This is a genomic window from Streptomyces sp. H39-C1, from assembly GCF_027158125.1.
GTDB lineage: Bacteria > Actinomycetota > Actinomycetes > Streptomycetales > Streptomycetaceae > Actinacidiphila > Actinacidiphila fildesensis.
In genome coordinates, this window is the sequence record NZ_JAPVLS010000001.1 from 45,037 (window position 1) to 70,311 (window position 25,275).

Annotated in this window: 22 protein-coding genes and 1 riboswitch; of the genes, 12 read left to right on the forward strand and 10 right to left on the reverse strand. The window is 69.1% G+C overall.

The genetic code is table 11. The features are described 5' to 3' along the window. Window positions 1–2: 2 nt before the first annotated feature. From cydB to hisC, 3 genes are all read right to left on the reverse strand, one after another. Window positions 3–1,004, reverse strand: a complete 1,002-nt coding sequence (gene cydB / locus O3W51_RS00215) for a cytochrome d ubiquinol oxidase subunit II (protein ID WP_138351126.1) — start codon at window positions 1,002–1,004, stop codon at window positions 3–5. Between the two features lie 16 nt (window positions 1,005–1,020). Further along, a complete protein-coding gene (locus O3W51_RS00220) occupies window positions 1,021–2,529 on the reverse strand; it encodes a cytochrome ubiquinol oxidase subunit I (RefSeq protein ID WP_244809282.1) in 1,509 nt (502 codons plus the stop codon). A 207-nt stretch (window positions 2,530–2,736) separates the two neighbouring features. Beyond that, window positions 2,737–3,810, reverse strand: a complete 1,074-nt coding sequence (gene hisC, locus O3W51_RS00225; RefSeq protein WP_138351128.1) for a histidinol-phosphate transaminase — start codon at window positions 3,808–3,810, stop codon at window positions 2,737–2,739. A gap of 293 nt (window positions 3,811–4,103) precedes the next feature. Between hisC and O3W51_RS00230 the strand changes: the two genes are divergently transcribed. From O3W51_RS00230 to O3W51_RS00250, 5 genes are all read left to right on the forward strand, one after another. Continuing rightward, window positions 4,104–5,204 carry a LacI family DNA-binding transcriptional regulator gene (locus tag O3W51_RS00230; RefSeq protein ID WP_138351129.1) on the forward strand — a complete coding sequence of 367 codons (1,101 nt, stop codon included), beginning with the start codon at window positions 4,104–4,106 and terminating at the stop codon, window positions 5,202–5,204. A gap of 295 nt (window positions 5,205–5,499) precedes the next feature. Further along, window positions 5,500–6,744, forward strand: coding sequence for a metallophosphoesterase (locus tag O3W51_RS00235; RefSeq protein ID WP_269282692.1), 1,245 nt, complete (start codon window positions 5,500–5,502; stop codon window positions 6,742–6,744). A gap of 148 nt (window positions 6,745–6,892) precedes the next feature. Continuing rightward, window positions 6,893–7,783, forward strand: coding sequence for a hypothetical protein (locus O3W51_RS00240; protein WP_331284027.1), 891 nt, complete (start codon window positions 6,893–6,895; stop codon window positions 7,781–7,783). Window positions 7,784–8,497: 714 nt separating this feature from the next. Further along, on the forward strand, window positions 8,498–9,454 hold the full coding sequence (locus tag O3W51_RS00245; protein WP_138351132.1) for a hypothetical protein: 957 nt from the start codon (window positions 8,498–8,500) through the stop codon (window positions 9,452–9,454). 157 nt (window positions 9,455–9,611) lie between these two features. Then, on the forward strand, window positions 9,612–11,066 hold the full coding sequence (locus O3W51_RS00250) for an amino acid permease (protein ID WP_138351133.1): 1,455 nt from the start codon (window positions 9,612–9,614) through the stop codon (window positions 11,064–11,066). Window positions 11,067–11,183: 117 nt separating this feature from the next. Here O3W51_RS00250 and thiC read toward each other — a convergent pair whose 3' ends face one another. Next, on the reverse strand, window positions 11,184–13,001 hold the full coding sequence (thiC, locus tag O3W51_RS00255; protein WP_138351134.1) for a phosphomethylpyrimidine synthase ThiC: 1,818 nt from the start codon (window positions 12,999–13,001) through the stop codon (window positions 11,184–11,186). After that, window positions 12,995–13,107: riboswitch (TPP riboswitch) on the reverse strand. (Overlaps the previous gene by 7 nt.) 61 nt (window positions 13,108–13,168) lie before the next feature. Between thiC and O3W51_RS00260 the strand changes: the two genes are divergently transcribed. The 3 genes from O3W51_RS00260 (at window position 13,169) to O3W51_RS00270 (ending at window position 16,414) form a co-directional block, all read left to right on the forward strand. Next, the gene (locus tag O3W51_RS00260; protein ID WP_138351135.1) at window positions 13,169–14,479 is read left to right on the forward strand and encodes a YibE/F family protein; all 1,311 of its coding nucleotides are present in this window, start codon (window positions 13,169–13,171) and stop codon (window positions 14,477–14,479) included. A 58-nt stretch (window positions 14,480–14,537) separates the two neighbouring features. Next, complete coding sequence (locus O3W51_RS00265; protein WP_138351136.1) at window positions 14,538–14,738, forward strand: hypothetical protein; 201 nt, start codon at window positions 14,538–14,540, stop codon at window positions 14,736–14,738. Window positions 14,739–14,920: 182 nt separating this feature from the next. Next, window positions 14,921–16,414, forward strand: coding sequence for a flotillin family protein (locus tag O3W51_RS00270; RefSeq protein WP_187144944.1), 1,494 nt, complete (start codon window positions 14,921–14,923; stop codon window positions 16,412–16,414). A 116-nt stretch (window positions 16,415–16,530) separates the two neighbouring features. On the opposite strand, the gene O3W51_RS00275 is transcribed toward O3W51_RS00270, so the two are convergent. Both O3W51_RS00275 and O3W51_RS00280 read right to left on the reverse strand, forming a co-directional pair. Beyond that, on the reverse strand, window positions 16,531–16,746 hold the full coding sequence (locus O3W51_RS00275) for a DUF5326 family protein (protein ID WP_138351137.1): 216 nt from the start codon (window positions 16,744–16,746) through the stop codon (window positions 16,531–16,533). Between the two features lie 143 nt (window positions 16,747–16,889). After that, window positions 16,890–17,207 (reverse strand): cupin domain-containing protein, encoded by a 318-nt coding sequence (locus O3W51_RS00280; RefSeq protein WP_138351138.1) that lies wholly within the window; start codon window positions 17,205–17,207, stop codon window positions 16,890–16,892. 58 nt (window positions 17,208–17,265) lie between these two features. Between O3W51_RS00280 and O3W51_RS00285 the strand changes: the two genes are divergently transcribed. The 4 genes from O3W51_RS00285 (at window position 17,266) to O3W51_RS00300 (ending at window position 20,810) form a co-directional block, all read left to right on the forward strand. Then, window positions 17,266–17,643: a phage holin family protein gene (locus tag O3W51_RS00285; protein WP_138351139.1), complete on the forward strand. Its 378-nt coding sequence runs from the start codon at window positions 17,266–17,268 to the stop codon at window positions 17,641–17,643. A gap of 223 nt (window positions 17,644–17,866) precedes the next feature. Next, entirely contained in the window at window positions 17,867–19,009 is a 1,143-nt protein-coding gene (locus O3W51_RS00290; RefSeq protein WP_138351140.1) for a cystathionine gamma-lyase, read from the forward strand. Between the two features lie 211 nt (window positions 19,010–19,220). Next, a complete protein-coding gene (locus O3W51_RS00295) occupies window positions 19,221–20,120 on the forward strand; it encodes a LysR family transcriptional regulator (protein WP_269283042.1) in 900 nt (299 codons plus the stop codon). A gap of 177 nt (window positions 20,121–20,297) precedes the next feature. Further along, window positions 20,298–20,810, forward strand: coding sequence for an NUDIX domain-containing protein (locus tag O3W51_RS00300; RefSeq protein WP_269282715.1), 513 nt, complete (start codon window positions 20,298–20,300; stop codon window positions 20,808–20,810). A gap of 39 nt (window positions 20,811–20,849) precedes the next feature. Here the strand turns inward: O3W51_RS00300 and O3W51_RS00305 are convergent, their stop codons facing one another. The 4 genes from O3W51_RS00305 to O3W51_RS00320 all read right to left on the reverse strand — a co-directional run bounded on the left by O3W51_RS00305 (window position 20,850) and on the right by O3W51_RS00320 (window position 25,182). Then, complete coding sequence (locus O3W51_RS00305; RefSeq protein ID WP_269282718.1) at window positions 20,850–21,689, reverse strand: pyridoxamine 5'-phosphate oxidase family protein; 840 nt, start codon at window positions 21,687–21,689, stop codon at window positions 20,850–20,852. Then, window positions 21,682–23,202, reverse strand: a complete 1,521-nt coding sequence (locus tag O3W51_RS00310; RefSeq protein WP_269282722.1) for a globin domain-containing protein — start codon at window positions 23,200–23,202, stop codon at window positions 21,682–21,684. The genes O3W51_RS00305 and O3W51_RS00310 overlap by 8 nt, the downstream gene beginning before the upstream one ends. Window positions 23,203–23,523: 321 nt before the next feature. After that, window positions 23,524–24,168, reverse strand: a complete 645-nt coding sequence (locus tag O3W51_RS00315) for an HAD family hydrolase (RefSeq protein ID WP_138351143.1) — start codon at window positions 24,166–24,168, stop codon at window positions 23,524–23,526. Window positions 24,169–24,432: 264 nt separating this feature from the next. Further along, on the reverse strand, window positions 24,433–25,182 hold the full coding sequence (locus tag O3W51_RS00320) for a DUF4097 family beta strand repeat-containing protein (protein WP_138351144.1): 750 nt from the start codon (window positions 25,180–25,182) through the stop codon (window positions 24,433–24,435). Window positions 25,183–25,275: the final 93 nt, after the last annotated feature.

Consider the following 25,275-nt stretch of genomic DNA (forward strand, 5'->3'; position numbering starts at 1 on the left):
GGCTAGTGGACTTCGGCGATGTGCTGGGTGCCGATCCGCTTGCGGAACACCCAGTACGTCCACCCCTGGTAGATCAGCACGACCGGCGTCGCGACCGCGGCGCACCACGTCATGATCCTCAGCGTGTACGGCGTCGCCGAGGCGTTGGTGACGGTGAGGTTCCACGCGGCGTTCAGCGAGGACGGCATGACGTTCGGGAAGAGCGCCAGGAAGAGCATCGCCACCGACGCCGCGATCGTGATGCCGGAGAAGACGAACGACCATCCCTCACGGCCGATCCAGATCATCCGGACCGCCGCGACCAGCGCCACCACCGCGACGATCAGCGCGCCGAGCGTCGTGCCGTCACCGCTGTCCTTCTGGGTCCAGCCCAGGAAGAGCACCGCGAGCACCGCGGCCGTGATGCCCAGCCGGAAGGCGAGCCTGCGAGCCCGGGTCCGGATGTCGCCGACCGTCTTGAGCGCGGCGAACACCGCGCCGTGGAAGGTGAAGAGCGTGAGGGTGACGAGCCCGCCGAGGATCGAGTAGACGTTCAGCAGATCCCAGAAGGTGCCGACGTACTCCCTGTTCGCGTCGATCTTCACACCGCGCACCATGTTGGCGAACGCGACGCCCCACAGCACGGACGGCAGCAGCGAGGACCAGAAGATCACCTGTTCCCAGCTGGTCTGCCAGCGGTCCTCCGACCGCTTGGAGCGGTACTCGAAGGCGACGACGCGGACGATCAGACAGAGCAGGATGATCAGCAGCGGCAGATAGAAGCCGGAGAAGAGCGTGGCGTACCACTCGGGGAACGCGGCGAACGTCGCGCCGCCCGCGGTGAGCAGCCACACCTCGTTCCCGTCCCAGACCGGGCCGATGGTGTTGATCAGTACGCGGCGCTCGGGGCGGTCGCGGGCCAGCAGCTTGGTGAGGATCCCGATCCCGAAGTCGAAGCCCTCCAGGAAGAAGTAGCCGGTCCACAGGACGGCGATGAGTACGAACCAGACGTCGTGCAGGTGCATGTCGCGCTCCTTCCTCTCAGTACGAGAAGGCCATGGGCCGGTCGGCGTCGGTGGAGTCGCCGCCGATCTTCGTGGGCGGATTCCGGTCGGAATCGGTCAGCTCGGGCGGTCCGGCCTTGGCGTACTTCAGCAGCAGCTTGATCTCGACGACCGCGAGCACCGCGTAGAGCAGGGTGAAGGCGATCAGCGAGCCGAACACCTCGCCGGTGGAGACATTGGGGGAGACCGCGTCGGAGGTGCGGAGCAGCCCGTAGACGGCCCAGGGCTGGCGGCCGGTCTCGGTGAAGATCCAGCCCCACGAGTTGGCCAGCAGCGGGAAGACCATCGTCCACAGCGCGATCCGCCAGTACCAGGCGGCGAACCGGTCGCCGAACGGTGTGTTCCTGGTGAGCATCAGCTTCGGCGCCTCGTCCTCGCCGGTGCGGTGCTCCTCGGCGACCCAGAGCTTGCGGCGGGTGAGCCACAGTCCCGCCAGGCCGACCGCGAAGGATGTCATCCCGAAGCCGATCATCCAGCGGAAGCCCCAGTAGGCGGTGGGGATGTTCGGCCGGTAGTCACCGGGGCCGTACTTCTGCTGCTCGGCCTTGTTGATGTCGTTGATGCCGGGCACGTACGAGGAGAAGTTGCCGTCGGCGAGGAAGGACAGTATCCCGGGGATCTCGACGGCGACCTTGTTGTGGCCCTTGTCGACATCGCCGACGGCGAAGATCGAGAACGGGGCCGGCCCCTCGCCGTCCCACAGCGCCTCGGCGGCGGCCATCTTCATCGGCTGCTGCTTGAACATGACCTTGCCGAGCGAGTCACCGCTGATCGCGGTGAGCAGCCCCGCGACGACGGCGACGGCCAGGCCGAGCCGCAGTGAGGTGCGCATCACGGCGATGTGCTTCTTGCGCGCCAGGTGGTAGGCGGAGATGCCGATCATGAACGCGGCGCCGGTGAGGAAGGCCGCGGTGATGGTGTGGAAGACCACGACCAGGGTGGTGTCCTGGGTGATGACCTTCCAGAAGTCGGTGAGCTCGGCGCGGCCGGTCACCTTGTTGTAGGTGTAGCCGACCGGGTGCTGCATCCAGGAGTTCGCGGCCAGGATGAAGTACGCGGAGAGGATCGTGCCGATCGAGACGATCCAGATGCAGGCGAGGTGGATGCGCTGCGGCAGCTTGTCCCAGCCGAAGATCCACAGCCCGATGAACGTGGACTCGAAGAAGAACGCGATCAGTGCCTCGAAGGCGAGCGGGGCTCCGAAGATGTCCCCGACGAACCGGGAGTAGTCCGACCAGTTCATCCCGAACTGGAACTCCTGGACGATCCCGGTGGCCACGCCCATGGCGATGTTGATCAAGAAGAGCTTGCCCCAGAACTTGGTGGCCCTGAGGTACTTCTCGTTCTTGCTGCGGACCCATGCGGTCTGCAGGACCGCGGTGAGCGCGGAGAGGCTGATCGTCAGCGGGACGAAGAGGAAGTGGTAGACGGTGGTGATGCCGAACTGCCATCGCGCGACGTCGACGGTTTCCAGCGAGAGCTGCACGTCACGACTCCTTACCTGTACCGGTTCACCTGCACCGGTCCAAACTCGAACTTTTCCCCCCAACCCTCGCGTGGAACCCATAGGAAAGGGGGCAAACACGTCCGCTTGTGAAAGTGAACGCATTCACAAGCTAAGTATCGCGCACAGCAGTTCGCCCCCTCCCACCGGGGGGTGGAAGGGGGCGAAAACGGCAGGTGGTAAAGGGAGCTACAGCTCCTTGCGGAACGCGTCCGCCGTGCTCAGCAGCAGGTCGTTGGCCTCGGTCTCGCCGATGGTGATCCGCACGCCCTCGCCCGGGAACGGCCGTACCGCCACCCCGGCCCGCTCGCACGCCGCGGCGAAGTCCAGGGTGCGCTCCCCCAGCCGCAGCCAGACGAAGTTCGCCTGCGTCTCCGCCAGCGCCCAGCCCTGCGCGGCCAGTGCCCCGACGACCCGGTCCCGCTCGGTGACCAGGCCGGCCACCCGCTCCAGCAGGGCCTCCTCGGAGCGCAGCGACGCGACCGCCGCGTCCTGCGCGAGCTGGCTCACACCGAACGGCATCGCGGTCTTGCGCAGCGCGGCCGCGACCGGCTCGTGCGCGATGGCGAAGCCTACCCGCAGACCGGCCAGGCCGTACGCCTTGGAGAAGGTGCGCAGCACCGCGACGTTCGGGCGGTCGCGGTAGATCTCGACACCGTCCGGCACGTCGGCGTCCCGGATGAACTCGCGGTACGCCTCGTCGAGGACCACGAGCACATCGGACGGCACCCGGTCGAGGAAGCGTTCCAGCGCCGCACGGCGTACCGCGGTGCCCGTGGGGTTGTTGGGGTTGCAGATGAAGATCAGCCGGGTCCGGTCGGTGATGGCGTCCGCCATCGCGTCCAGGTCGTGGTCCTCGCCGTCGGTGAGCGGTACCTCCACCGGCGTCGCGCCGCTGATCCGCGTGATGATCGGGTACGCCTCGAAGGAACGCCAGGCGTAGATGACCTCGTCACCCGGCCCCGCGGTCGACTGCAGCAGCTGCTGCGCGACGCCGACCGAGCCGGTGCCGGTCGCGATGTGCGTCTGCGGCACTCCGAAGCGGTGCGCCAGCTCGGCGATCAGCTCGGTGCACGCGGCGTCGGGATAACGGTTGAACGAACCCGCGGCGGCGGTGGCCGCCTCCAGCACGCCGGGCAGCGGCGGGAAGGGGTTCTCGTTGGAGGACAACTTGTAGGCCGGAGCACCCTCGTCCGAGACCGGGGGTCGCCCGGGCTTGTAGGTGGGGATGCCGTCCAGTTCCGCGCGCAGCTTCGGGGTCATGACCACACCATACGAGGGGGCGTGAGGGAGTGGGAAAGTGCCGTGCGCCACACCGTGCGCCGGTGGCGCACGCGGTGGTGCGCATCCCTCGTAGGAGTGAGTTGATACCTCCCCGCAATACGAACCAATGGGCAGGAGATCGTCCCCGCGACGCCGGTACTCACGCGAAGAAAGCGCTTGCGAGCTGCACATTACACCCCACAAGGCACTCTTGATCTTGCAGAAACGTACCGTCTGAATGCCTTTTCGGGGCCCCAGCGGACGGACCAACCCCGCCCTACTATCGGGTCGCCATGACAGCAGCAGGGAACCACCAGGCGAGCCGGCCCATCGGACGCCGGCTCGAGCGGGCAGGCATCAGAGATGTCGCCGCTGCCGCCGGTGTCTCGATCACGACTGTCTCCGACGCACTCAACGGCAAGGGCCGACTGCCCGACGCCACCCGCCGCCATGTCCGGGAGGTCGCCGAACGGCTGGGTTACCGCCCGTCCGCGGCAGCCCGCACACTGCGCACCGGCCGATCGGGCTTAATCGGCCTGACGGTCACCACCTACGGCGAAGAACCGTTCACTTTTACCGAGTTCGCGTACTTCGCCGAAATGGCGAGAGCCGCGACCTCGGCCGCCCTCGCCCGGGGCTACGCCCTGGTCATCCTCCCCGCCTCCTCACGCCATGACGTGTGGAGCAACGTCGCACTCGACGGCACCGTGGTCATCGACCCCTCCGACCACGATCCCGTCGTCATGGAACTCGTCCGCCAGGGCGTACCGGTGGTCAGCGACGGCCGGCCCGCCGGCAGCCTCCCCGTCCACGCCTGGGTCGACAACGACCACGAGGAAGCCGTCCTCGGCATCCTCGACCACCTCGCCGCCGCCGGAGCCCGCCGGATCGGCCTGCTCACCGGTACCAGCACCGACACCTACACCCGGCTCTCCACCACCGCGTACCTGCAATGGTGCGAGCGGGTGGGCCAGGAGCCGGTCTACGAGTCCTACCCCGCCCACGACCCGTGCGCGAGCGCCGTCGCCGCCGACCGGCTGCTCGCCCGTCCCGACCGGCCCGACGCCGTCTACGGTCTCTTCGACCCCAACGGCACCGATCTGCTGGCCGCCGCCCGCCGCTACGGGCTGCGGGTGCCGGACGATCTGCTGCTGGTCTGCTGCAGCGAGAGCAGCGTCTACGCGAGCACCGAACCGCCGATCACCACGCTGTCCCTCAAACCGGGGAAGATCGGCACCGCGGTGGTCCAGCTCCTCATCGACGCGATCGAAGGGGTGGGTGCCACCCATCCCGTCCAGCAGATCATGCAGACCGACCTCATCGTCCGCACCTCGTCCCAGCGCCGTACGCACCGCACCACGGTGAGTCCCCCGCGCAGTCCGGCCGGGGGCTGACGCCTGGCCCGGGAAACCCGAACCGCACCACCGCGCACGAGCCGCCGGGAAGTCCGCGCGGGGATCCGGAACCGGAACCCCGCGCGGAAGTTCGCACCGGACTCCGTGCGGAAACCTGTTCAGGAGTCGGCACAGGAGTCCGAGCAGGAACCCGAATCGGCCGCCGGACCGCCCCAGGACGCCGATTTAGGGGGTGTTTGTCGGCACCGGCCGAAAACCCGGCACCCAGGTATGTCACACCACGACAGCGTCATTCCTATGATGGGCGGATGGCGGCGCGATGGTGGAGGGGTCGATGACACAGGGGGCAGGTCACGGGCCCGTGCTCAAGGCGATGGTGAGCTGGCGTCCGGCAGGTCCGGACGCGGGTCCGGAGGCCGGACCGGAAGGCGGTCGGCAGACCGGTCAGGCAGCCGCGCCCGGCAACGGGTCGTACGGGTTCGCCGACGCTTCCGGTGCTCCCGTCTTGCCAGGCACACCAGGCGTTCTCGGTGCGCCCGGTACCGGTGCGCCCGGTACCGGTGCCGCGATCGGTGCGGACGGGCCGGCAGGTGCGCCCGCGTCCTTCGCCGCGCCGGCGGCCCCGGTCCAGGTGCCGGCCGCCGCGCCCCCGGCCGGGTACGAGGCGACCCAGCTCGACACCCGTCTGGTGCCGGAGGACTACACCCCCACCGCGCACGACCTCCCGGTGATAGCTCCCGTCGACGCGGACCAGCCCGGTCCGCTCTACGTCGTCGGCGACGTCCACGGGTACATCGACGAGCTGCGTACGGCGCTCCACGCCCAGGGCCTCATCGACGCCGAAGGCCACTGGTCGGCGGGCACCGCCCGGCTGTGGTTCCTCGGTGACTTCACCGACCGCGGTCCGGACGGCATCGGCGTCATCGAGCTCGTCATGCAGCTCTCCGCCGAGGCGGCCGCCGCGGGCGGCTACGCCAAGGCCATCATGGGCAACCATGAGCTGCTGCTGCTCGGCGCCCACCGCTTCGGCGACACCCCCGTCAACTCCACCGGTGGCACCGCGTCGTTCCTCGCCGCCTGGCGGCTCAACGGAGGCCAGCCCTCCGACATGGACCGGCTGGAGGACCGCCATCTGACGTGGATGTCCCGGCTCGACGCGGCGCACCTGACCGACGGTCATCTGCTGCTGCACTCCGACACCACGGCGTACCTCGACTACGGCACCACCATCGACGCGATGAACGACGCCGTCACCGGCATCCTCCAGCGCGGCGACGCGGACGAGTGCTGGGACCTGTTCCGCAAGCTCACCAAGCGCTTCGCCTTCCGCGGCGACAACGGCCCGCAGGCCGCCCGGGAACTCCTCGACACCTACGGCGGCCACCAGGTCGTCCACGGCCACAGCCCCATCCCGTACCTGCTCGGCGAGGTCGGCGGCGAATACACCGCGGACGGGGAGGAACGCACCCCGGTCGTCAATGGCCCGATGGCATATGCCGAGAACTTGGCATTGGCAATGGACGGTGGCGTAACCATGGACGGCCGACTGCTCGTTGCCGAACTCCCACCCCTTTCCTGATCGGCAGATTTCCGGGAAGCACTCTGTCACCCCCTCATCCCGCGCTCTACCATCGCTATATCCGTAAGGCACGCTCTCCTCCGCTTCACCGGCCGACCGGCTCCACATTCAGCGGGGAGGTCCGGAGACGGAGCATCGGGGGATGCACATGAACAGCGCTCCACACCTGCTCAACGAAGACCGCCCGGACTTCGAACGAGTCCTCGACGACGCACTGCACTCCGCGGACACCGGGCACGACGAGCACGGCGGGCACGAAGGCGTGCTCAATAGCGAACAGCTGCGCACCATGGCGCTGAGCGCCGCGGAGGTCATCTCCGCCTGCGCCGCACCGGAGTACCAGCAGTACCTGAAGGTTCGCGAGCAGATCCGCGAGGCCCTCGAGGAGTCCGCGGTCATCCGCCGGACGGAGCCCGTGACGGCCGCGGACAACCGGGCGTTCAGCTACGCCGCCATGGGCGTAGCGGACTCCGCGGGCTCCGGCGCCGGGCTGTTCTCGGTGGTCGCCGTGCTGACACCCCTCCTGGCGGGCACCGCCGCGCTGATCTTCCTGCTGATCGGCTACGTCCTGCACGCGATGACGCCGGAACCCGCCATCGCCGCACCGCTGCGCACCGCCGGCTGGCTCTTCGCGGGCGTCACCGGGTGCGGGATCCTGGTCGGGATGGTCGGCCTGCTCCTCACCGCCCTGCGCGACAGCGCGAGCGCCATCCATGACGACGACTCCGACTCGCTGCCGCCCGAGGTCGCCGCCGCCCGCGAGGCGTGGCGGCGCGCCCTGCGCGACCGCGGCGTCCTGCCCTTCCTCGCCGAGGCCAGAACGAACGCCGCCCTGGCGCCGCATCCGGACTTCGAGCCTCCGCGCTCCAACGGCAGCCAGCCCTCACGAATGCCCCGACTCGGCTATTCCCGCCCGGACTTCACCAGTCCCGGCCCCGAGGAATCCCCAGGACCGGGCCATCGATTCTCCAGCCCCGATTTCTCCAGTCCGGACTTTTCGAGCCCCGACTTCACGGGCCCGGACGAGGGTTCGAGATAGCGCACCCGGTTGTGAGTATGGGCGGAATGCGGAAGTCCGCACCTATAGTGCGAATTTGATGCCATCCGCCCCCATGTGACGCATGAACGCACCTACGGTGCGCGCCGGAGGCGGTACGGCGTAGCCCGTCTCACCCCGGTGTCGAGCGCGTCAGGCACCGGGCCCGGGCGGCGTCCCCGACTACGCGGACAGCGGAAGGGACCTGAAGCCGCGCGAGAAAGCTGCGGCTCCACGCCCAACTGGTTGAAACGTTAACGCAATGCCGCCGCCGGCCCACAAAGTCCAATCCGTGGACAACTTCGCCTTCGAGAGTGTTTCGAATGGGCGCGCCCCCAACGGGACTTCCCGCAGAACCGCAGGTCAGCGGCGCGCCATCGCTCCCGTGGTATTCGATCCGGAGAGTGCCGACGGGACGTTCCCACCTGTCCGCGCATATGCCATGTGCATACTTCGGCGCACACTGCTCGACAACCCGGACGGCCGGAGTCGAACCGCGCGGATCGGGCCCGACTGCATTGCCGCAGACGGCAATTGGCGTGGAACGAGTTGCTCCGGACGACTGGTTTCGATACGAGTTGATGATGAGTAGGGTGTGACCCGCTGCCGATGGATCTACGGAAGGTGCCTGGCTGAATTCAGAGGGTCTGGCTGAATTCAGCATGACCGGAATGTGCGGGTGCGGGTGGTGTCGTCTGCAGGATCTGGAGGGGGATAGTGACTGCTGGCTCGTTCGAGGGGCAGTACGTGTGGCATCCGGCGGCCGATGATCGTCAGTTGGCCCGAGCGTGCATGGATGTGAAGGCCGGGCGGTACCTCAGCGCCAGCGAGATCCTGAAGGAGACCCGCGGGGATTTCGAAGTGCGGGCCCACCGGTCCCTCGTACTGGCCTCCGAGGCAGCGGATTCCGACCTGGCCGAACGCTGGCTGGCCGAGGAACCCAGCGCCGAGTCCGCGCTGCTGTGGGCGCGGGTGGCGATGCTCCGGGCGTTACGGATGGCCGACGCCGGCGATCTCCGTGAGGGCGCGCTGGTCCGCATAGCGCAGGGCGCGTGCGAACGGGCCTCGGAGATGCTGCCGACCGACCCGACTCCCTGGGTGACCCAACTGGCGCTCACCCGGCTCCAGCGACCCCGCGATCCCGCGCCGCGCGGACTGCTGACCGAGCCGACCGGTCCCTGGTACCTCTTCGCCCACATCCTCCGGCTCGACCCCTGGCACCGTGAGGCGCACCACCGGTTCCTGGCCTTCTTCTTCACCCGCAACGGCGGCTCGGCGAGCGCGCGATGGGACGTCGCCTCGTTCCTGAGCCACCGGGCACCGACCTCCTCGCCGCTGCGGCTGCTGCCTCTGGTGGCGCTGGTCGAGGACTACGACCCCTCCGCACTGCTGGCGGACCGCACCTGGGAACAGCCCCAGTGGAAAGCGACCACGATGGGGATCTACACCCATTGGTTTCCCGAGACGGCCAAGTACCGGTTCACCCCGGTGCTCGACCTGGCCTATCTGGCGCATGCCCTGGTCATGGCGAAGCTCGAATTCGAGGCGCGGGAAGTGCTCACGGCGTCAGGACCCTATGCGTCCCGTATGCCCTGGAGTGCGTTCGGAGCGCCCGAGGAACAACTGACCAGGGCCAGAAAGCTGTGCGGACTGCCGATTCCGAGTGCCGCCTGATCCCTATTCCGCTCCACATCGCACGACGAAGTCCTCCCGTCCTCCATGTCTCAGAAAGGCTGCGGTTGTGACCGAGCACAGATCTCTTTCACACTCGAAAACCCTTCGTCCTCCAGCGCCCGTCGCCGCCCTCGACGACGACGCGACGCTGCATGCCATGGGCTATCCGCGGAAACTTACCCGGCGATTTCGCGCGTTTGACAACTTCGCGATCTCTTTCACCATCATCAACATCATCGCCGGTATCTTCTCCTCGTTCGGTTTCGGCATGGCGGCCGGCGGTCCGCGGATTCTCATATTCGGCTGGATAGGCGTGTCCATCATGGTGCTGTTCGTCGGCGCCTCGATGGGAGAGATCGCCTCCGCCTATCCGACCAGCGGCGCGCTGTACTTCTCCGCGGGCAAGCTCGCCAAGCGGCACCGCGGCGCCTGGTCCTGGTACACCGGCTGGCTGAACTTCGTCGGCCAGGTGGGCGGGACGGCCGCCACCGGCTACGCCGCCGCCACGTTCATCCAGGCCTTCATCGCGATGCAGTGGACCGACTACGAGGTGACGGCGCAGCGCACCGTGGGCATCACGGCGGTGATCCTGCTGCTGCAGGCGCTCGCCAACACCTACACGGTGCAGCTGATCGCCCTGCTGAACCGCATATCCGTGTGGTGGCTGTTCATCGGCATGGTCGTGATCGTCGTCTGTCTGACCGTCATACCCGACCACCACCAGTCGGTTTCCTTCGTCACGCATTTCGAGAACAACACCGGCTTCTCCAACGGGATTTACGGCGCGATGCTCGGTCTGCTCGTCACGAGCTGGACCTTCACCGGCTTCGACGGCAGTTTCCACATGTCGGAAGAGACCGTGCAGGCAACGGTCAACGCGCCCAAGGGCATCATGCGGTCGATCGCCTACTCCGCCGGCATCGGCCTGATTCTCATGCTCGCCCTGGTGTACGCGATTCGTGATTACGCCGCCGAGGCGAGCTCCGCCGCACCGCCCGTGCAGATTCTCATCGACGCGCTCGGCATGGGCACCGCCAAGCTGCTGCTGCTGATCGTCATCGGCGCCATGCTGTTCTGCGGTCTGGCCAACATGACCAGCAATACCCGGCAGATCTTCGCGTTCTCCCGTGACGGTGCGATGCCCGGTTCGCGTTGGTGGCATTCCGTGTCCCCGCGCACCCGTACGCCCGTCAAGGCGGTATGGCTCGCGGCGGCCTGCTCCATCGTTCTGGTACTGCCCGGCTGGTGGTCCCACACCGCCTTCACCGCCATTGTGAGCGTCAATGTCGTCGGGCTGTTCCTCGCCTACGGCGTGCCCATCTTCCTGCGGCTGCGCCTGGGCGACGAGTTCGAGTCCGGCCCCTGGAACCTCGGGCGCTACGGCAAGGTCGTCGGATCGGTCGCCGTGACCTGGATCGTCCTCAGCAGCGTGCTGTTCATGCTGCCCCAGGTCTCCCCGATCACCACGACCTCGTTCAACTACGCCCCGATCGCCCTGGGTGTGGTGCTGCTCATCGCCACCGTCTGGTGGTTCGCCACCGCGCGGAAGCGCTTCCAGGGACCGGTCAGCTACGGCCGTCCCGACGAAGTGGCCGCCATGGACCTGATCTGACCCGGCGGTACCCGATCGACCCGATTGACGCGCACGACCCGACGTCGGTGCACCGCAGAGGTCCCGGTGGGATTCCCACCGGGACCTCACGCATGTGCGGTGGTCAGCGGGCCGTCGTCAGTCCGCCAGCGGCAGGTAGACCCGGTTACCGCTCGCCGCGAACTCCTCGGACTTCTGCCGCATCCCGGCCTCCGGGTCCAGCAGCAGGTCCCCGCCGTGCTCCTTGCGGATGTCCTGACTGATCTTCATCGAGCAGAACTTGGGACCGCACATGGAGCAGAAGTGCGCGGTCTTGGCGCCGTCCGCCGGCAGCGTCTCGTCGTGGAAGTCACGCGCGGTGTCCGGGTCCATGGCGAGGTTGAACTGGTCCTCCCAGCGGAACTCGAAGCGGGCGTCGGACAGGGCGTCGTCCCAGTCCTGCGCCCCCGGGTGGCCCTTGGCCAGGTCCGCCGCGTGGGCCGCGATCTTGTACGTGATGACGCCGGTCTTGACGTCGTCGCGGTTGGGCAGGCCCAGGTGCTCCTTGGGCGTGACGTAGCAGAGCATCGCGGTGCCCCACCAGGCGATCATCGCGGCGCCGATGCCCGAGGTGATGTGGTCGTAGGCGGGCGCGACATCGGTGGTGAGCGGGCCGAGCGTGTAGAACGGCGCCTCCTCGCAGATCTCCTGCTGGAGGTCGATGTTCTCCTTGATCTTGTGCATCGGGACGTGCCCGGGGCCCTCGATCATGGTCTGCACGTTGTGCCGCTTGGCGATGGTGTTCAGCTCGCCCAGCGTCCGCAGCTCCGCGAACTGCGCCTCGTCGTTGGCGTCCGCGATGGAGCCGGGGCGCAGGCCGTCGCCGAGCGAGTACGTGACGTCGTAGGAGGCGAGGATGTCGCAGAGCTCCTCGAAGTTCTCGTAGAGGAACGACTCCTTGTGGTGCGCGAGGCACCAGGCCGCCATGATCGAGCCGCCGCGCGAGACGATGCCGGTCTTGCGGCGGGCGGTCATCGGGACGTACCGCAGCAGCACGCCGGCGTGGACCGTCATGTAGTCGACGCCCTGCTCGGCCTGCTCGATGACGGTGTCCTTGTAGACCTCCCAGGTGAGCTCCTCGGCCTTGCCGTCGACCTTCTCCAGTGCCTGGTAGAGGGGGACGGTGCCGATCGGCACGGGGGAGTTGCGCAGCACCCATTCACGGGTGGTGTGGATGTTGCGGCCGGTGGACAGGTCCATGACCGTGTCGGCGCCCCACTTGGTGGCCCAGGTCATCTTGTCCACCTCCTCCTCGATGGAGGACGTGACCGCGGAGTTGCCGATGTTGGCGTTGACCTTCACCAGGAACCGCTTGCCGATGATCATCGGCTCGATCTCGGGATGGTTCACGTTCATCGGCATGACGGCCCGGCCGGCCGCGATCTCCTCGCGCACCACCTCGGGGGAGACATTCTCGCGGATCGCGATGTACTCCATCTCCGGGGTGATGTCGCCGCGGCGGGCGTACGCGAGCTGCGTCACCGCCTGGCCGTCCCGGCCCCTGCGGGGAATCCGGGGGCGGCCGGGGAAGACCGCGTCGAGGTTCCGCAGACCGCCGCGGGGGGAGGTGTGCTTGATCCCGTCGTCCTCGGGGCGGACCGGGCGGCCCGAGTACTCCTCGGTGTCGCCGCGGCCGATGATCCAGTTCTCCCGCAGCGGCGCCAGGCCGCGGCGGACGTCGGTGGTGACGTTCGGATCGGTGTACGGCCCCGACGTGTCGTACAGCGTCACGTCACGGCCGGTGGTGAGGTGCACCTGGCGCACGGGGACCTGGATGTCCGGCCTGGTGCCGGTCAGGTAGCCCTTGTGCCAGCCGGGCTCGCGCTTCTCCGGAGCGACGGACGGCTCCGCCGAAACGGGCTTATCCGTCGAAACGGGCTGAACGGAGACAGGCATGCGTGCATCCTGCGTGGTCATGAGACCCAACTCCCTACGCCGGCATTACCCGGTAACAGGTTCAGCGGTCGGCGCAGTTCTTCAGCGCCCTCTCAGCCCGGTGCTCCGAGCTCCCGCGATTGCAAAGGTGCCCCCACGGTAGCGGGTGCGGACGAACGCACACCAGGGGGTCTTGCGATGATCGGTCCGTGGACACTCCCCAGGCGTCGCCCCACGCGCACTCGCACACCCACGGTCACGGTCCGGTGCCGCCGGTCTCCAAGCATCTCCGCAAGGTCATCGCGGTGGTTCTGGTGCCCTTCACCGCGGCGGTGCTCGCCGGGCTGATCGTGCTGTGGCCGGGTGGGGCGCCCCCGCACGCACGCACCGGGGTCGGTTTCGACCAGCAGACCCAGCAGGCGCGCGTCACCAGGATCGACGACGTCGCCTGCGCCGAGGCGAACACACAGTCACCGGCACAGTCCACGCCCGGCGCCGCCGCCTCCGCGCCGGAACGCTGCGAGAAGGCGACCATCGAGGTCACCACGGGCAAGGACAAGGGCCGGACGTTCACCGAGATCGTGCATCCCGACCAGACCCGCCGCTACACGGCGGGCCAGGGCGTGGTGGTGGCGTACGCACCCGACGCTCCGAAGGAGCTGCAGTACGCGGTGACGGATGTCGACCGCGGCTTCCCGCTCGCACTGCTGGCCGTGATCTTCGCGCTCGCGGTGATCGCCGTCGGCCGGCTGCGCGGTCTGATGGCACTGATCGCGCTGGTCATCAGCTTCGCGATCCTGACGCTCTTCATCCTCCCGGCGATCCTGCACGGCCACGATCCACTGCTGGTGGCGGTGATCGGCGGCAGCGCGATCATGCTGATCGCGCTCTACATGTGCCACGGGCTCAACGCCCGCACGTCGGTGGCGGTGATCGGCACGCTGTGCTCGCTCTTCCTGATCGGGATCCTCGGCTCGGTCTTCATCTCCTGGGCGCATCTGACGGGCAACACCTCGGACGAGACCGGGCTGGTCCACACCCTCTACCCCGGCATCGAGATCAAGGGCCTGCTGCTGGCCGGCATCATCATCGGCTCGCTGGGCGTCCTGGACGATGTGACGGTCACCCAGACCTCGGCGGTGTGGGAGCTCAAGGACGCCGACCCCGGCGCGAGTTGGCGCAAGCTCTACGGCTCCGGCATGCGGATCGGCCGGGACCACATCGCGTCGGTGGTGAACACCCTGGTGATGGCGTACGCGGGTGCGGCGCTGCCGCTCCTGCTGCTGTTCTCGGTGGCGCGCAGCGGGGTGCTGCGGGTCGCCAGCAGCGAACTGGTGGCGGAGGAGATCGTCCGGACGCTGGTCGGCAGCATCGGCCTGGTCGCGTCGGTTCCCCTGACAACGCTGCTGGCGGCGCTCGTTGTCAGTGCCGACCGGCACAATACGAGGACGGGCGGACCGAAGGCGGGGGACACTCTCCCCGCGAGGACCGGCGGCGGCCACCGGCGCCGGGGGAAGTAGCGGCAGGCCGCACCCGCGGGGGCGGGTGGCGGCGGTGAACGGGGGGACGATGGCCGGGATGATCGGGCTGCAGGGCAGGGTGACGGGGCGGATCGGCCCGGGGCTGGTCGGCGAGGTGATCGTCCAAGTACGGGGCGGCGCCGAGGCGTTCCTGGCGTATCCGGTCACACCGGGCGAGCGGATAGAGACCGGGACGCAGATCGTGGTCGTGGAATACCAGGCTCCGCGGACGGTCTACGTGGCCGCGGCCTTCGGCTGAGCGGGCTTCAGACCTCGGCCGGGTGAGCTTCCGGCGGCAGCTGATGTGAGCTTCCGGCTTCGGCCGAGCGGGCTTCGTATCAAGACTGCGCCAAGGTTCCGTCAGGGTGTTCACCGCGGCCTTGCGCGGGAGCACACTCGCGTTCGTCAGGCCCCGCATGGGGGCCGCTGTGAGGGGGGCGTATGCCGATGATCATCGGCGTCGTGGCGGGACTCGTTCTCGCCGCAATCATCATCGTGATCGGGCTGTTCAAGCTGATGTGGCGGGTCGCGGAGCCGAACGAGGCGCTTGTCATCTCCGGTTCCCGGCACCGGACCGAGGGCATCGAGGAGGGCCTGGGATTCCGTATCGTCACGGGGCGCGGGACGTTCGTGGTCCCCGGTGTCCAGGCCGTGCGCAAGCTCTCGCTCGATCTCAACGAGACCGAGCTGCTGGTGGACTGTGTGACGCAGCAGGGCATTCCGCTGAAGGTGCGCGGAGTCGTCATCTTCAAGGTCGGCGACGACTTCGTGTCGATAGCCAACGCCGCCCGCCGTTTCCTGGACCAGCAGAAGTTCATGGGCGACCGGGTGCACAACGTCTTCGCCGGTCATCTTCGGTCGATCGTCGGCGGGTTGACGGTCGAGGACATGATCCGTGACCGCGAGAAGCTCACCGGGCAGACCCGGGCCGCCTCCGGCTCGGAGATGGAGAAGCTCGGCCTGATCATCGACTCGCTGCAGATCCACGAGATCGAGGACCCTACCGGGTACATCAAGAACCTGGCCGCGCCGCACGCCGCGGCCGTCCACCGGGACGCGCGGATCGCCCAGGCCGAGGCGGACCGGCTGGCCACCGAGGCGGAGCAGAAGGCCGCCGCCCGGATGTCTGAGGCGACCCGGGACAGCGAGATCCTGCAGGCCGGCTACCAGGCCGAACGGGACAAGGCGGCCGCGACGTCACGGCAGGCAGGACCGCTGTCGGAGGCCGCGGCCAAGCAGGAGGTCGTGGTCCAGGAGACCCGCGTCGCGGAGCTGGAGGCGCAGCGGCGCGAGCAGCAGCTCCAGGTCGACGTCAGAAAGCCGGCGGACGCGAAGGCGTACGAGAAGCGGACGCTGGCCGAGGCCGAACGCGATGTGCGCATCTCCGCGGCACAGGCCAAGGCGAAGGAGACCGAGCTGGCGGCCATCGCCGAAGCCAACCGGGTCAAGATAGCCGCGGCCGCGCAGGCCGAGATGACGAAGGTCAGCGGGCTGGCCCAGGCGGCGGCCACCCGGGCGACCGGTGAGGCCGAGGCGGCGGCGACGCAGGCCCGCGGGCTCGCGGAGGCCGAGGCGGCGAAGGCCAAGGGCCTGGCCGAGGCCGCGTCGATCCAGGCGCGCGCGGAGGCACTGGCCACCAACCAGGAGGCCGTGGTCGCTCAGCAGCTGGCCGAGAACTGGCCGGAGATCGTGAAGGCGGGCGCCTCGGCGTTCGGCAACGTGGAGCACATGGTGCTGCTCAACGGCGCGGACGGTATGTCCGACATGTTCGCGAAGGCACTCACCATGGGCGGCACCGGGCTCGGACTGGCCCGCCAGCTGCTCGCGTCGATGGGCACGGAGAACGGCGCCGGCACCGTGCCGCCGCCGGCGTCCCCCAACGGATCGACGCCCCGCAGCCATCTGATACCGCTGCAGGACGACGACCAGGTCTGATCCGCGAAGCACGTGTGAGGGCGGGGGCGGGGCGCGTCATCGCGCCGCGCCGCCCCCGCCCGGCGCGGCGGGTGCCGCCTGCGGACGGGATGTACGGGTTCCGGCCCCCCGGGGGATTACCAGTCACGATGCGAGGACGAGGATCCCGAGGTGAACTTCTTCACCAGGAAGATCAGCCCGCCGACCAGCGCCGCGAAGACCAGCACCTTGAACAGCAGCCCGATGACGAAGCCGACCAGGCTCATGATCAAGCCGCCGAAGACGACGAGAGCGATCACCGGGATCGCAACCCACTTGATCCACCAGGGCAGACCCTTGACCAGCTCTTCCATGACTGTTTCCCTCCAGATTCCTTCGTTGTCCCCGTGCTTCGACTCTAGAGCCGACAAGGGGGCCGGCGGAGGGGTCGGAGACCCGATCCTTCCCTGACCGTTCCCCTACGGAACCCCAGGGTCCGACCCTCAGTCGCCGGGGTTCAGGCCTCCGGCGGCGAGAAGACGACCATGACCCGCAGGTCCTCCGTCACGTGGTGGAAGCGGTGCGGCACCCCGGCCGGCACATAGACGACGCTGCCCCGGGCCACCGTGGTCGTCTCCTCCCCCACGGTGATCGCCGCCCGGCCGCTCACCACCAGATAGATCTCGTCCTGCTGGTGCGGGGTCTGCGGATCGAGCTCCCCGGCCTGGAGCGCGTACAGCCCCGCCGACATGTTCCGTTCGCGCAGAAAGCTGAGATAAGCCCCGTTGTTGGCGGCCCGCTCCGCCTCCAGATCGTCCAGCCGGAACACCTTCATCGCAGCTCTCCCTCGTCGCATCTCTTGCCCGGGCGATCAGTTCTGCCACGATCACACCATGAAGAATTTCGTCGTCAAGACACTCGCCAACGCCGGGGCCCTCGGTGTGGCCATCTGGCTGGTCAAGGACATCACCCTCACCGGTGACGACACCTGGCACAAGGTCCTCACCGTCATCCTGGTCGCCGTGGTCTTCGGACTGGTGAACTGGCTGGTCAAGCCGGTCGTCAAACTCCTGTCCTTCCCCCTGTTCATCCTCACCCTGGGCCTCATCACGCTGGTCGTGAACGCCCTGATGCTGCTGCTCACCTCCTGGCTCGCCGGAAAGCTCAGCCTCGACTTCCACGTCGAGGGCTTCTGGGCGGCGCTGATCGGCGGCCTGATCATCAGCATCGTGTCCTGGGCCCTCAACATGCTCCTGCCGGACGAGGACTGAGCACCGAGGAGGACGGCCCGATGCCGTTACGAGCGCCGGAGGTGACCGGGACCGTAGGGGTGGGGGTCCGAAATGCTGCCGTGTATTTGTGGGCCGCCAGGCACGTAAATATACGATTTCGGACCCCCGCCCCGGAGGGCCCGGGCACCGACCCGGGATCGGGTTGACTGAACCCGCGCGCACACGCGCATCAGGTGCGACCCCCAGGTCCCAGGAGGCAGCGATGGCCGAGTACGACAGCCCGAGCGGCAGCGGTGAAAGTACCCGCAGCGTCCACGCCGGACGCCCGCCCGCCCAGCCGTACGAGCCCTCCCTCCCCGGCCCCACCTTCGTCTCACACTTCCACCTGCCCGGCGACGCGACCGGCCCGTACACCTACGGCCGGGAGCAGAACCCGACCTGGACCCTGCTCGAAGACGCGATCTCCGAGCTGGAGTCCCCCGCCGACCCGACCGCCAGGACGACCGTCTTCGCCTCGGGGATGGCCGCGGTCTCCGCCGTGCTCCTGTCGCAGATGCGCGCGGGCGACACCGTCGTCCTGCCCTCCGACTGCTACCAGACGACCCGGGCCCTCCAACAGCGGCTGGAGTCGTACGGAGTCACCGTGCGCCTCGCACCGACCCGCGACGACGCGCAGCGGGCCCTGCTGGACGGCGCGCGCCTGCTGTGGCTGGAGACCCCGTCCAACCCCGTCCTGGACGTCTGTGACATCCGCCGGCTCGCCGACGCCGCGCACGCGGCGGGCGCCCTGGTCGCCGTCGACAACAGCCTGGCCACCCCGCTCGGCCAGCGCCCGCTCGACCTCGGCGCCGACTTCTCGGTCGCCAGCGGCACCAAGGCCCTGACCGGCCACGGCGACCTGCTGCTCGGCTACGTGACCACCCGCGATCCCGAGCTCGCCGAACAGGCCCGGATGTGGCGCGCAACCGTCGGTGCGATCCCCGGCCCGATGGAGGCCTGGCTCGCACACCGTTCGCTGGCCACCCTCTCGCTGCGCGTGGACCGGCAGGCCGCCAACGCCCTGGAGCTGGCCACGGCGCTCGCCGACCGCCCGGAGGTGACCGGGCTGCGCCACCCCGGCCTGTCCACCGACCCGGCGCACGCACTCGCCGCCCGCCAGATGCGCCGTTTCGGCAGCGTCGTCTCCTTCACGCTGCCCGACAAGGAGCACGCCGAGCGCTTCCTCTCCGCGCTCCGGATCACCATCGAGGCGACGAGCTTCGGCAGCGTCCAGTGCACGGCCGAGCGCCGGGCCCGCTGGGGCGGCGACGCGGTTCCGCCCGGCTTCATCCGCTTCTCGGTGGGCGTGGAGGACGCGGGTGACATCGTCGCCGATGTCACCCGCGCCCTGGACGCCGCAAAGTAGGGCCCCTACGCATATATGCAGGGAGCCCTACGCAGAATGGGCGGTTCGAGCCTCCCCCCTCGTGGCTCGAACCGCCCTGGCGCAACGCGCGAAGACGCGCTCGAACAAGGCTAGTTGACTCTGCGTCAGTGTCCAATCACAGTACCTGGTACGACCTATCGATAAATTTATACTTGACGATGCGTCAGGTTCTGTCTGTGAGGAGACCATGGTGGATCTGGCCCTCCTGCGTACCTTCGTCACCGTGCACCGGGCTGGTTCCTTCACCCGGGCCGCCCAGCTCCTGGGCCTGTCCCAGCCCGCCGTCACCGGCCAGATACGCACGCTGGAGCGGCAGGTCGGCCGCCCGCTCTTCCTGCGGCTGCCCCGCGGCGTCGCCCCCACCACCGTGGGCGACGAGCTCGCGCACAAGGTCGCCCCGCACCTCGACGCGCTGCTGGAGATCACCGCCGCGGCTCCCGACGACGACGGCCCCGGCACCCACAGCCTGCATCTGGCGGGCCCGGCCGAGTTCACCGCGCTGCGCATCCTGCCCGCCCTGGCGCCGCTGGTCACCGACGGGCTGCACCTGCGGGTCTCGCTCAGCGGCGACGACGAGGCGCTGGCCGGGCTCGCCGCCGGCCACCACGACCTGGCCGTCGTCAGCGTGCAGCCCCGCGACCGGCTGATAGCGGCCGTACCCCTGTGGGACGAGGAGTACGCCCTGGTCGCCGTTCCCGCCTGGCGGGAACGGGCCGGCGGCCCGCACGGAGTGCGCGACCACGGCCCGCAGCTGCTCGACGACCTGCCCGTCGTCACCTCCGACGAGGAATGCCGGTTGCTGTCCCAGTACTGGTCGGCCGTCTTCGACGCCAAGCCCACCCGGGATCCCGCGGTCGTCGTCCCCGACCTGCGCGCCGTCCTGGACTGCGTACGCGACGGCGCCGGGCTGGCCGTCCTGCCCCGCTATCTGTGCGCCGCCGCGCTCGCCGCCGGTGAGATCACGCTGCTGCTGGAGCCTCCCGTGCCACCGCTGCGGACCTACTTCCTGGCCACCCGGGTCGGCACCCTCGCACTGCCCCACCTCGCGCGGGCGCACGATCGGCTGCTGACCGCCGCACAGGGCTGGTAGGCCGCCGGACCACCGGCCATGCCAAGGCTGCCAGGGCCGCCGAGGCCGGATCGAGCGGCCTCGGCACGTGGCCGACGGCGCTCGGCGAGCGCCGGTGACGCGCCAACGGGAATCGAATGCTCCGATTCACTGCTCCCGGTGCGTTTGTCGATCCTTGTGTCGCGGCAGATCTCAACCATGCCCCTGGAGAACGCAACTCCGGCCGAAGCCCCTGCCACCCGCCCGGTGGTCAAGCGCACCGCCCGCGCGATCCTGCTCGACGGCGACTGCATGGTCCTCATCAAGCGCACCAAGCCCGGCCTCGCCCCGTACTGGATCACTCCGGGCGGCGGCGTGGAGGACGACGACCCCTCGGTCGTCGACGCCCTGCACCGTGAGGTGGACGAGGAGCTGGGAGCCAAGATCACCGACGTCGTCCCGGCCTTCGTCGACACCGTCGAGCACCTCGCGGAGAACGGCGCCCACGGCGTGAAGGTGCAGTACTTCTTCGTGTGCCGGCTCGCCTCGATGGACCCGGCCCGCCGGCACGGCCCCGAGGTGGACGATCCGTGCGGGACGTACGACGTCGTCCGTGTGCCGTTCAGCCGGGTCGGGCTGGCCTCCGTCGAGGTGGTGCCGCTGACGCTGCGGCACTACCTCGACGCGAACATCGAAGGCGTACTGGGACTGGTCGGCCCCGACCTGGGCTGATCCGGTCGGCGGACCGGCGCCCCGGAAGTCCTCGGTGGGTCAGCCCGCCTGCCGGAGGAACCAGCCGCGGAGCCGCCGCCCGCGCCGGGCGCGCCGCTGCTCCGCAGGACCGGGCGGCGCGGCCGCCACCCGCGCCACGGGCACGGGCACGGGTACGGGTTCGGGTACGGGTTCGGGTACGGGTTCGGGCACGGGCACGGGTACGGGCACAGGAGCCTCCGGCACGGACGCCGGCACGGGCTGTACCGGCCTGCGTTCCGCCGCCACCCCGAAGTGGTCACCGCCCTTGCGGCGTACGTCGTCGGTGCCCCACGACCGCCCGCCGCCGGTGCCGGAACCTTTCTGCAGCGGCGCGGGGACCAGCCGCGGAATGTGTTTCGAGCAGTGGATGTAGGCCTCCTCGACCTCCACCTCGACCCACATCTGCGGACGGCGGCCCGGCACCGGATCCTCCGGCAGGTCCGGGTGCTCGGCGCGCATCCGCTCGTCCGGGACCAACAGCGCGCGGCCGTTGATGTGCAGCCCGATCCGGTCCCGGGCGAAGTCGATCAGCAGGATCCCGACATGCGGGTTCTCGCGGATGTTGCCGAGCGACGCCATGACCCCGTTGCCCCGGTACTCGGGATACGTGAGCGTCCTGTCGTCCAGAATCCGCACGAAACCGGGCGGCCCGGCCCGGAAGGTGCTGTCGCACTCCCCGCGCCGGTCCGCCGTGGACAGGAAGAACATCTCCTGCCGGGCGACGAACTCCCGCATCCGCGGATTGAGCCGGTCCCGCACCTGGTCGTCGTAGAACCGGTCCGCGCGCACACCGGTGCCCAGCTCCGTCTGGAGCAGGTGCTCGCCGTCGCTGCCCGGTCGTTCCACCGGGCTAGTCACCCGCCGCCACCAGTTCCTCCAGAGCGTCGTGCCGTATGCGGTGCGAGGGCATACCCCCGCCGACCAGCGCGTCCATACTGCTGCGGATCATCCCGGGCGGGCCCGAGAGGTAGGCGTCGTACGCCTCCCAGGGGCCGTACTGCCGCACGATGTCCGGCAGCGGACCCGACAGGCTGCTGCTCGGGGTGTCGGCGACCACCGGTCGCACGGAGAGCCAGGAGTGCTCCTCCTGCATACGGAGCATCGTGTCGAGGTCGTACAGGTCGTGGTCGTGGCGCGCACCGTAGAAGACCTCGACCGAGCGCTTGCGGCCGTGCTCGACGACGTCCTCGACCAGCGCCTTGATCGGCGCGATGCCGGTACCGCCCCCGACGCACAGCAGTCCGCTGTCCGTGGTGTGGTCGACGACCATGGAGCCGGCCGGCGGGCCGAGCCGGATGACGTCGCCCGGCCGCGCGCGGTGCACCAGCGCGTTGCTGACCCAGCCGGCCGGGACCGCCTTGACGTGGAAGGACAGCAGACCGTCCGAGCGGGGCGCCGAGGCGAAGGAGTAGTGCCGCCACACCCGCGGCCACCAGGGGGTTTCGAGCGACGTGTACTGGCCGGCCAGGAACGGGTACGGCTGGTCGGGCCGCACGGTCACCACGGCGATGTCCTGGGTGCGGGGCTCGTGCGAGACGATCTCGGCCTGCCACCACGGCGGCGCGTGCCGCTCGTCGGCGGCGGCCGCGTCGATCATCACCTGCGAGATCACCGTGTAGGCGCGTACCCAGGCGGCCTCGGTCAGCGGGTCCCAGACCGCCGCTGCGTACCGGCTGAGCGCCCCGATCAGGGCCTCGCCGACGGCGGGGTAGTGCTCCGGCTGCGTCCCGTACTTGCGGTGGCCGCGGCCGAGGTTGGTCAGGTACTCGACGAGGGTCTCGGTGTTGTCGATGTGCTCGGCCGCGGTGAGCAGGGCCTTCAGGATCCGGTCGCGCTGGGCGTCCATGGCCGCCGGGAAGAGCTCGCGCAGTTCCGGGTGCCGGATGAACAGCAGGGCGTAGAAGTAGCCGGTGGTCCGGTCGGCGACCGGACCGATCTCCGCCATGGTCCGCCGGATCAGCAGCGCGTCCGGCGAGGCCGCGGACGCGGGTGCGGCCTCAAAGGTGGAGCGGGACGGCGCCGCTGCGGGCGCGGGGTCCGCGATGCGGGCCGGGGCGGGTTCCGGGGCGGATATCGGCGCGGCCGCCGGCGGAGGTGTCTGCCGGTCCGGCGGCTGATCCGCCCGGTGGTCCGCCTGCTCCTGCGCTCGTTCCTGTGCCTGCTCCTGCTCGTGCTGGTCCGCCTGTTGCTGGGCCCGCTGCTTGCGGGCTGCGGCCCTGCCGACGGGTCTTATGGCGGCCGGGGATCTGCTGGGTATTTCGGATTCACCGCCGTCCGCCGTGCGTTGATGCGAGTCGGTTTCCCGTTCGGGCGGAGTGAACCAGCCCCGGTTCGGATCCGTCTCGGCCGAGTTGGTGGTCAGAGCGTCCATCGTGAACTTCGCCTCGAACTTCCCCGGTCGATTTCCCGACGTGCGTCACGCGTGGTGAGGTGCGAGCGTGTCACGCTGGGGCGGCGCATCGGACAAATAGCCGGAAGCACAGGAAACGGGGCTGCATTCAGGTTAGGATCCGTCGGCTTGCGGCGGCCCGAGGCGCTCGAACGCAGTCGACCATACCCGGAACGCGCTGTTCGACAACCCCCGTTGGCCGATTCACCGGAGCACGTTGGCCAAATCCCGTGACCCTTCCCACAAAGTCACGGAATTCGGTTTGGACAACGTCAGCCGGGTATCAGTTGTGGCCTCATTCGGTCATTCGCGATCAAATTGATTCACCAGGGCAAAGGCCTCACGCAAGTCGCGACCCGAATAGGCATGAGTGGCCAGATCCCGTACATAGTGGTCACCATTCACCGCCACCGACGTCGGCACCACCCCGAACAGCGCCGCGTCCGACAGCGAGTCCCCGTAGGCCACACAGTCCGCCCGCGTCACCCCGTACTGCGCGCAGAGTTCATCGGCGATGCCCACCTTCGACTCCGGCACCAGGATCCCCGCCAGATCGAGTACCGCCTCGGGCGCGAAGGGCACCGGCGGGAAGACCGACGAGCGCGCCTCGTGCACGCCCCACTCGCGCAGCCGCCCCACGAAGAAGTCCGGCGACAGGGAGATCACCGCGCAGTGGTCACCGCGATCGGCGATCTCCGTCCAGACCTCGCGTATCCCGTCCAGCCACGGCGCACCCTCGAAGGCGGCCTTCAGCCGCTCCTCCGTCAGCGTCGCCCACAGGGCGTACACCCGTTCCGCGAACCCCGGCGGGTCCAGCGTGCCCCGGATCAGGCCGCCTTCCAGTTCCCGGATCTCCTCGACCATGTCCAGCTCCCTGGCCAGCTCCAGGCTCGCCGAGGAGCCGTGCATCAAGGTGCCGTCCATGTCGAAAATGTGCAGCCGTGCCACGCGAGCGTCTCCCTGCTTCGTACCGATCCCGCCTACGCGGAGATACTCCCAGCGTGCGACGGGATCGACCGATCGGGCCACTCGTTTTGTGCGGCGGACCCGCCGCTCCGGCGGCCCCCGCCCTGGCCGCCCAGACACCGCCGCCCGCCGGACCGCACCACGGCTGCGGCCGCGATGTTCCACGTGGAACATCGCGGCTGTGGAACATCATCAGGTGCCGCGGGTGCTGAACGTCATCGGCCCTGGAGCGCCCTCAGCGACGGCTCAGGGCCCCACTCGGCTGACCGTGACATCGCCGGAGCCCGTCTTCGCCTGGATGCGCGCGGTGGCCGACGGGTCGGTCGGCACCGACACGGTCCTGTCGCCGGAACCCGTGCTGACATCGATCGCGTACGGTCCCCCGGGCACCTGGACGGTGACATCGCCCGACGACGCCTTCGTCAGGACCTTCTGCGGCGGTTTGGCGAACGTGAGCCGGATGTTGCCCGACGACGCGGTCGCGCTGACGTCGGCTCCACCGAGTCCGGTGGCGGTCAGATCGCCGGAGCTCGCCGAGGTGGTCAGCGCCCCCGCGATCCCGGAGACGTCGATATCGCCCGAGTGCGTCGTCAGGTCCGCCGACGCGACCCCCTGCACCTCCACCTCCCCGCTGCCCGTGCTCACCTTCACGCTCACCCCGGCGGGCACGGTCAGCTCGTAGTCGATCGAACAGTCGTCGCAGCCGTTGGTGAACGTCAGCCGGCCGTTCTCGACCTTCTGCCCGGGAGTCGGCTTGTCGTCCCCGTGATAGCGCACCGTCCGGTGGATGGTGACCCCGTCACCCGTGCCCGGCCGGATGCGGACATCCCCGCTTCCGGTGCCCACCTCGACGGCACTGACCGGGCCCGCGGCCTTCGCGTCATCGACGGCCTTGTGCTCCGGGCTGCTGTGGATGCTCACCCCGTCGCAGCCCGTGAGCGCGGCCCCCAGGACGAGCGCGGACACGATCAGTACGGCGGAACGCTTGGCTGTCATCACAGTCTCCCCGATCGCCGGAACCCTCGTCCGACGCTCCGCAACCAACCTAAGGTCCGCCACCATCCGGTCCCATGCGGTCTTCAGGTCTCT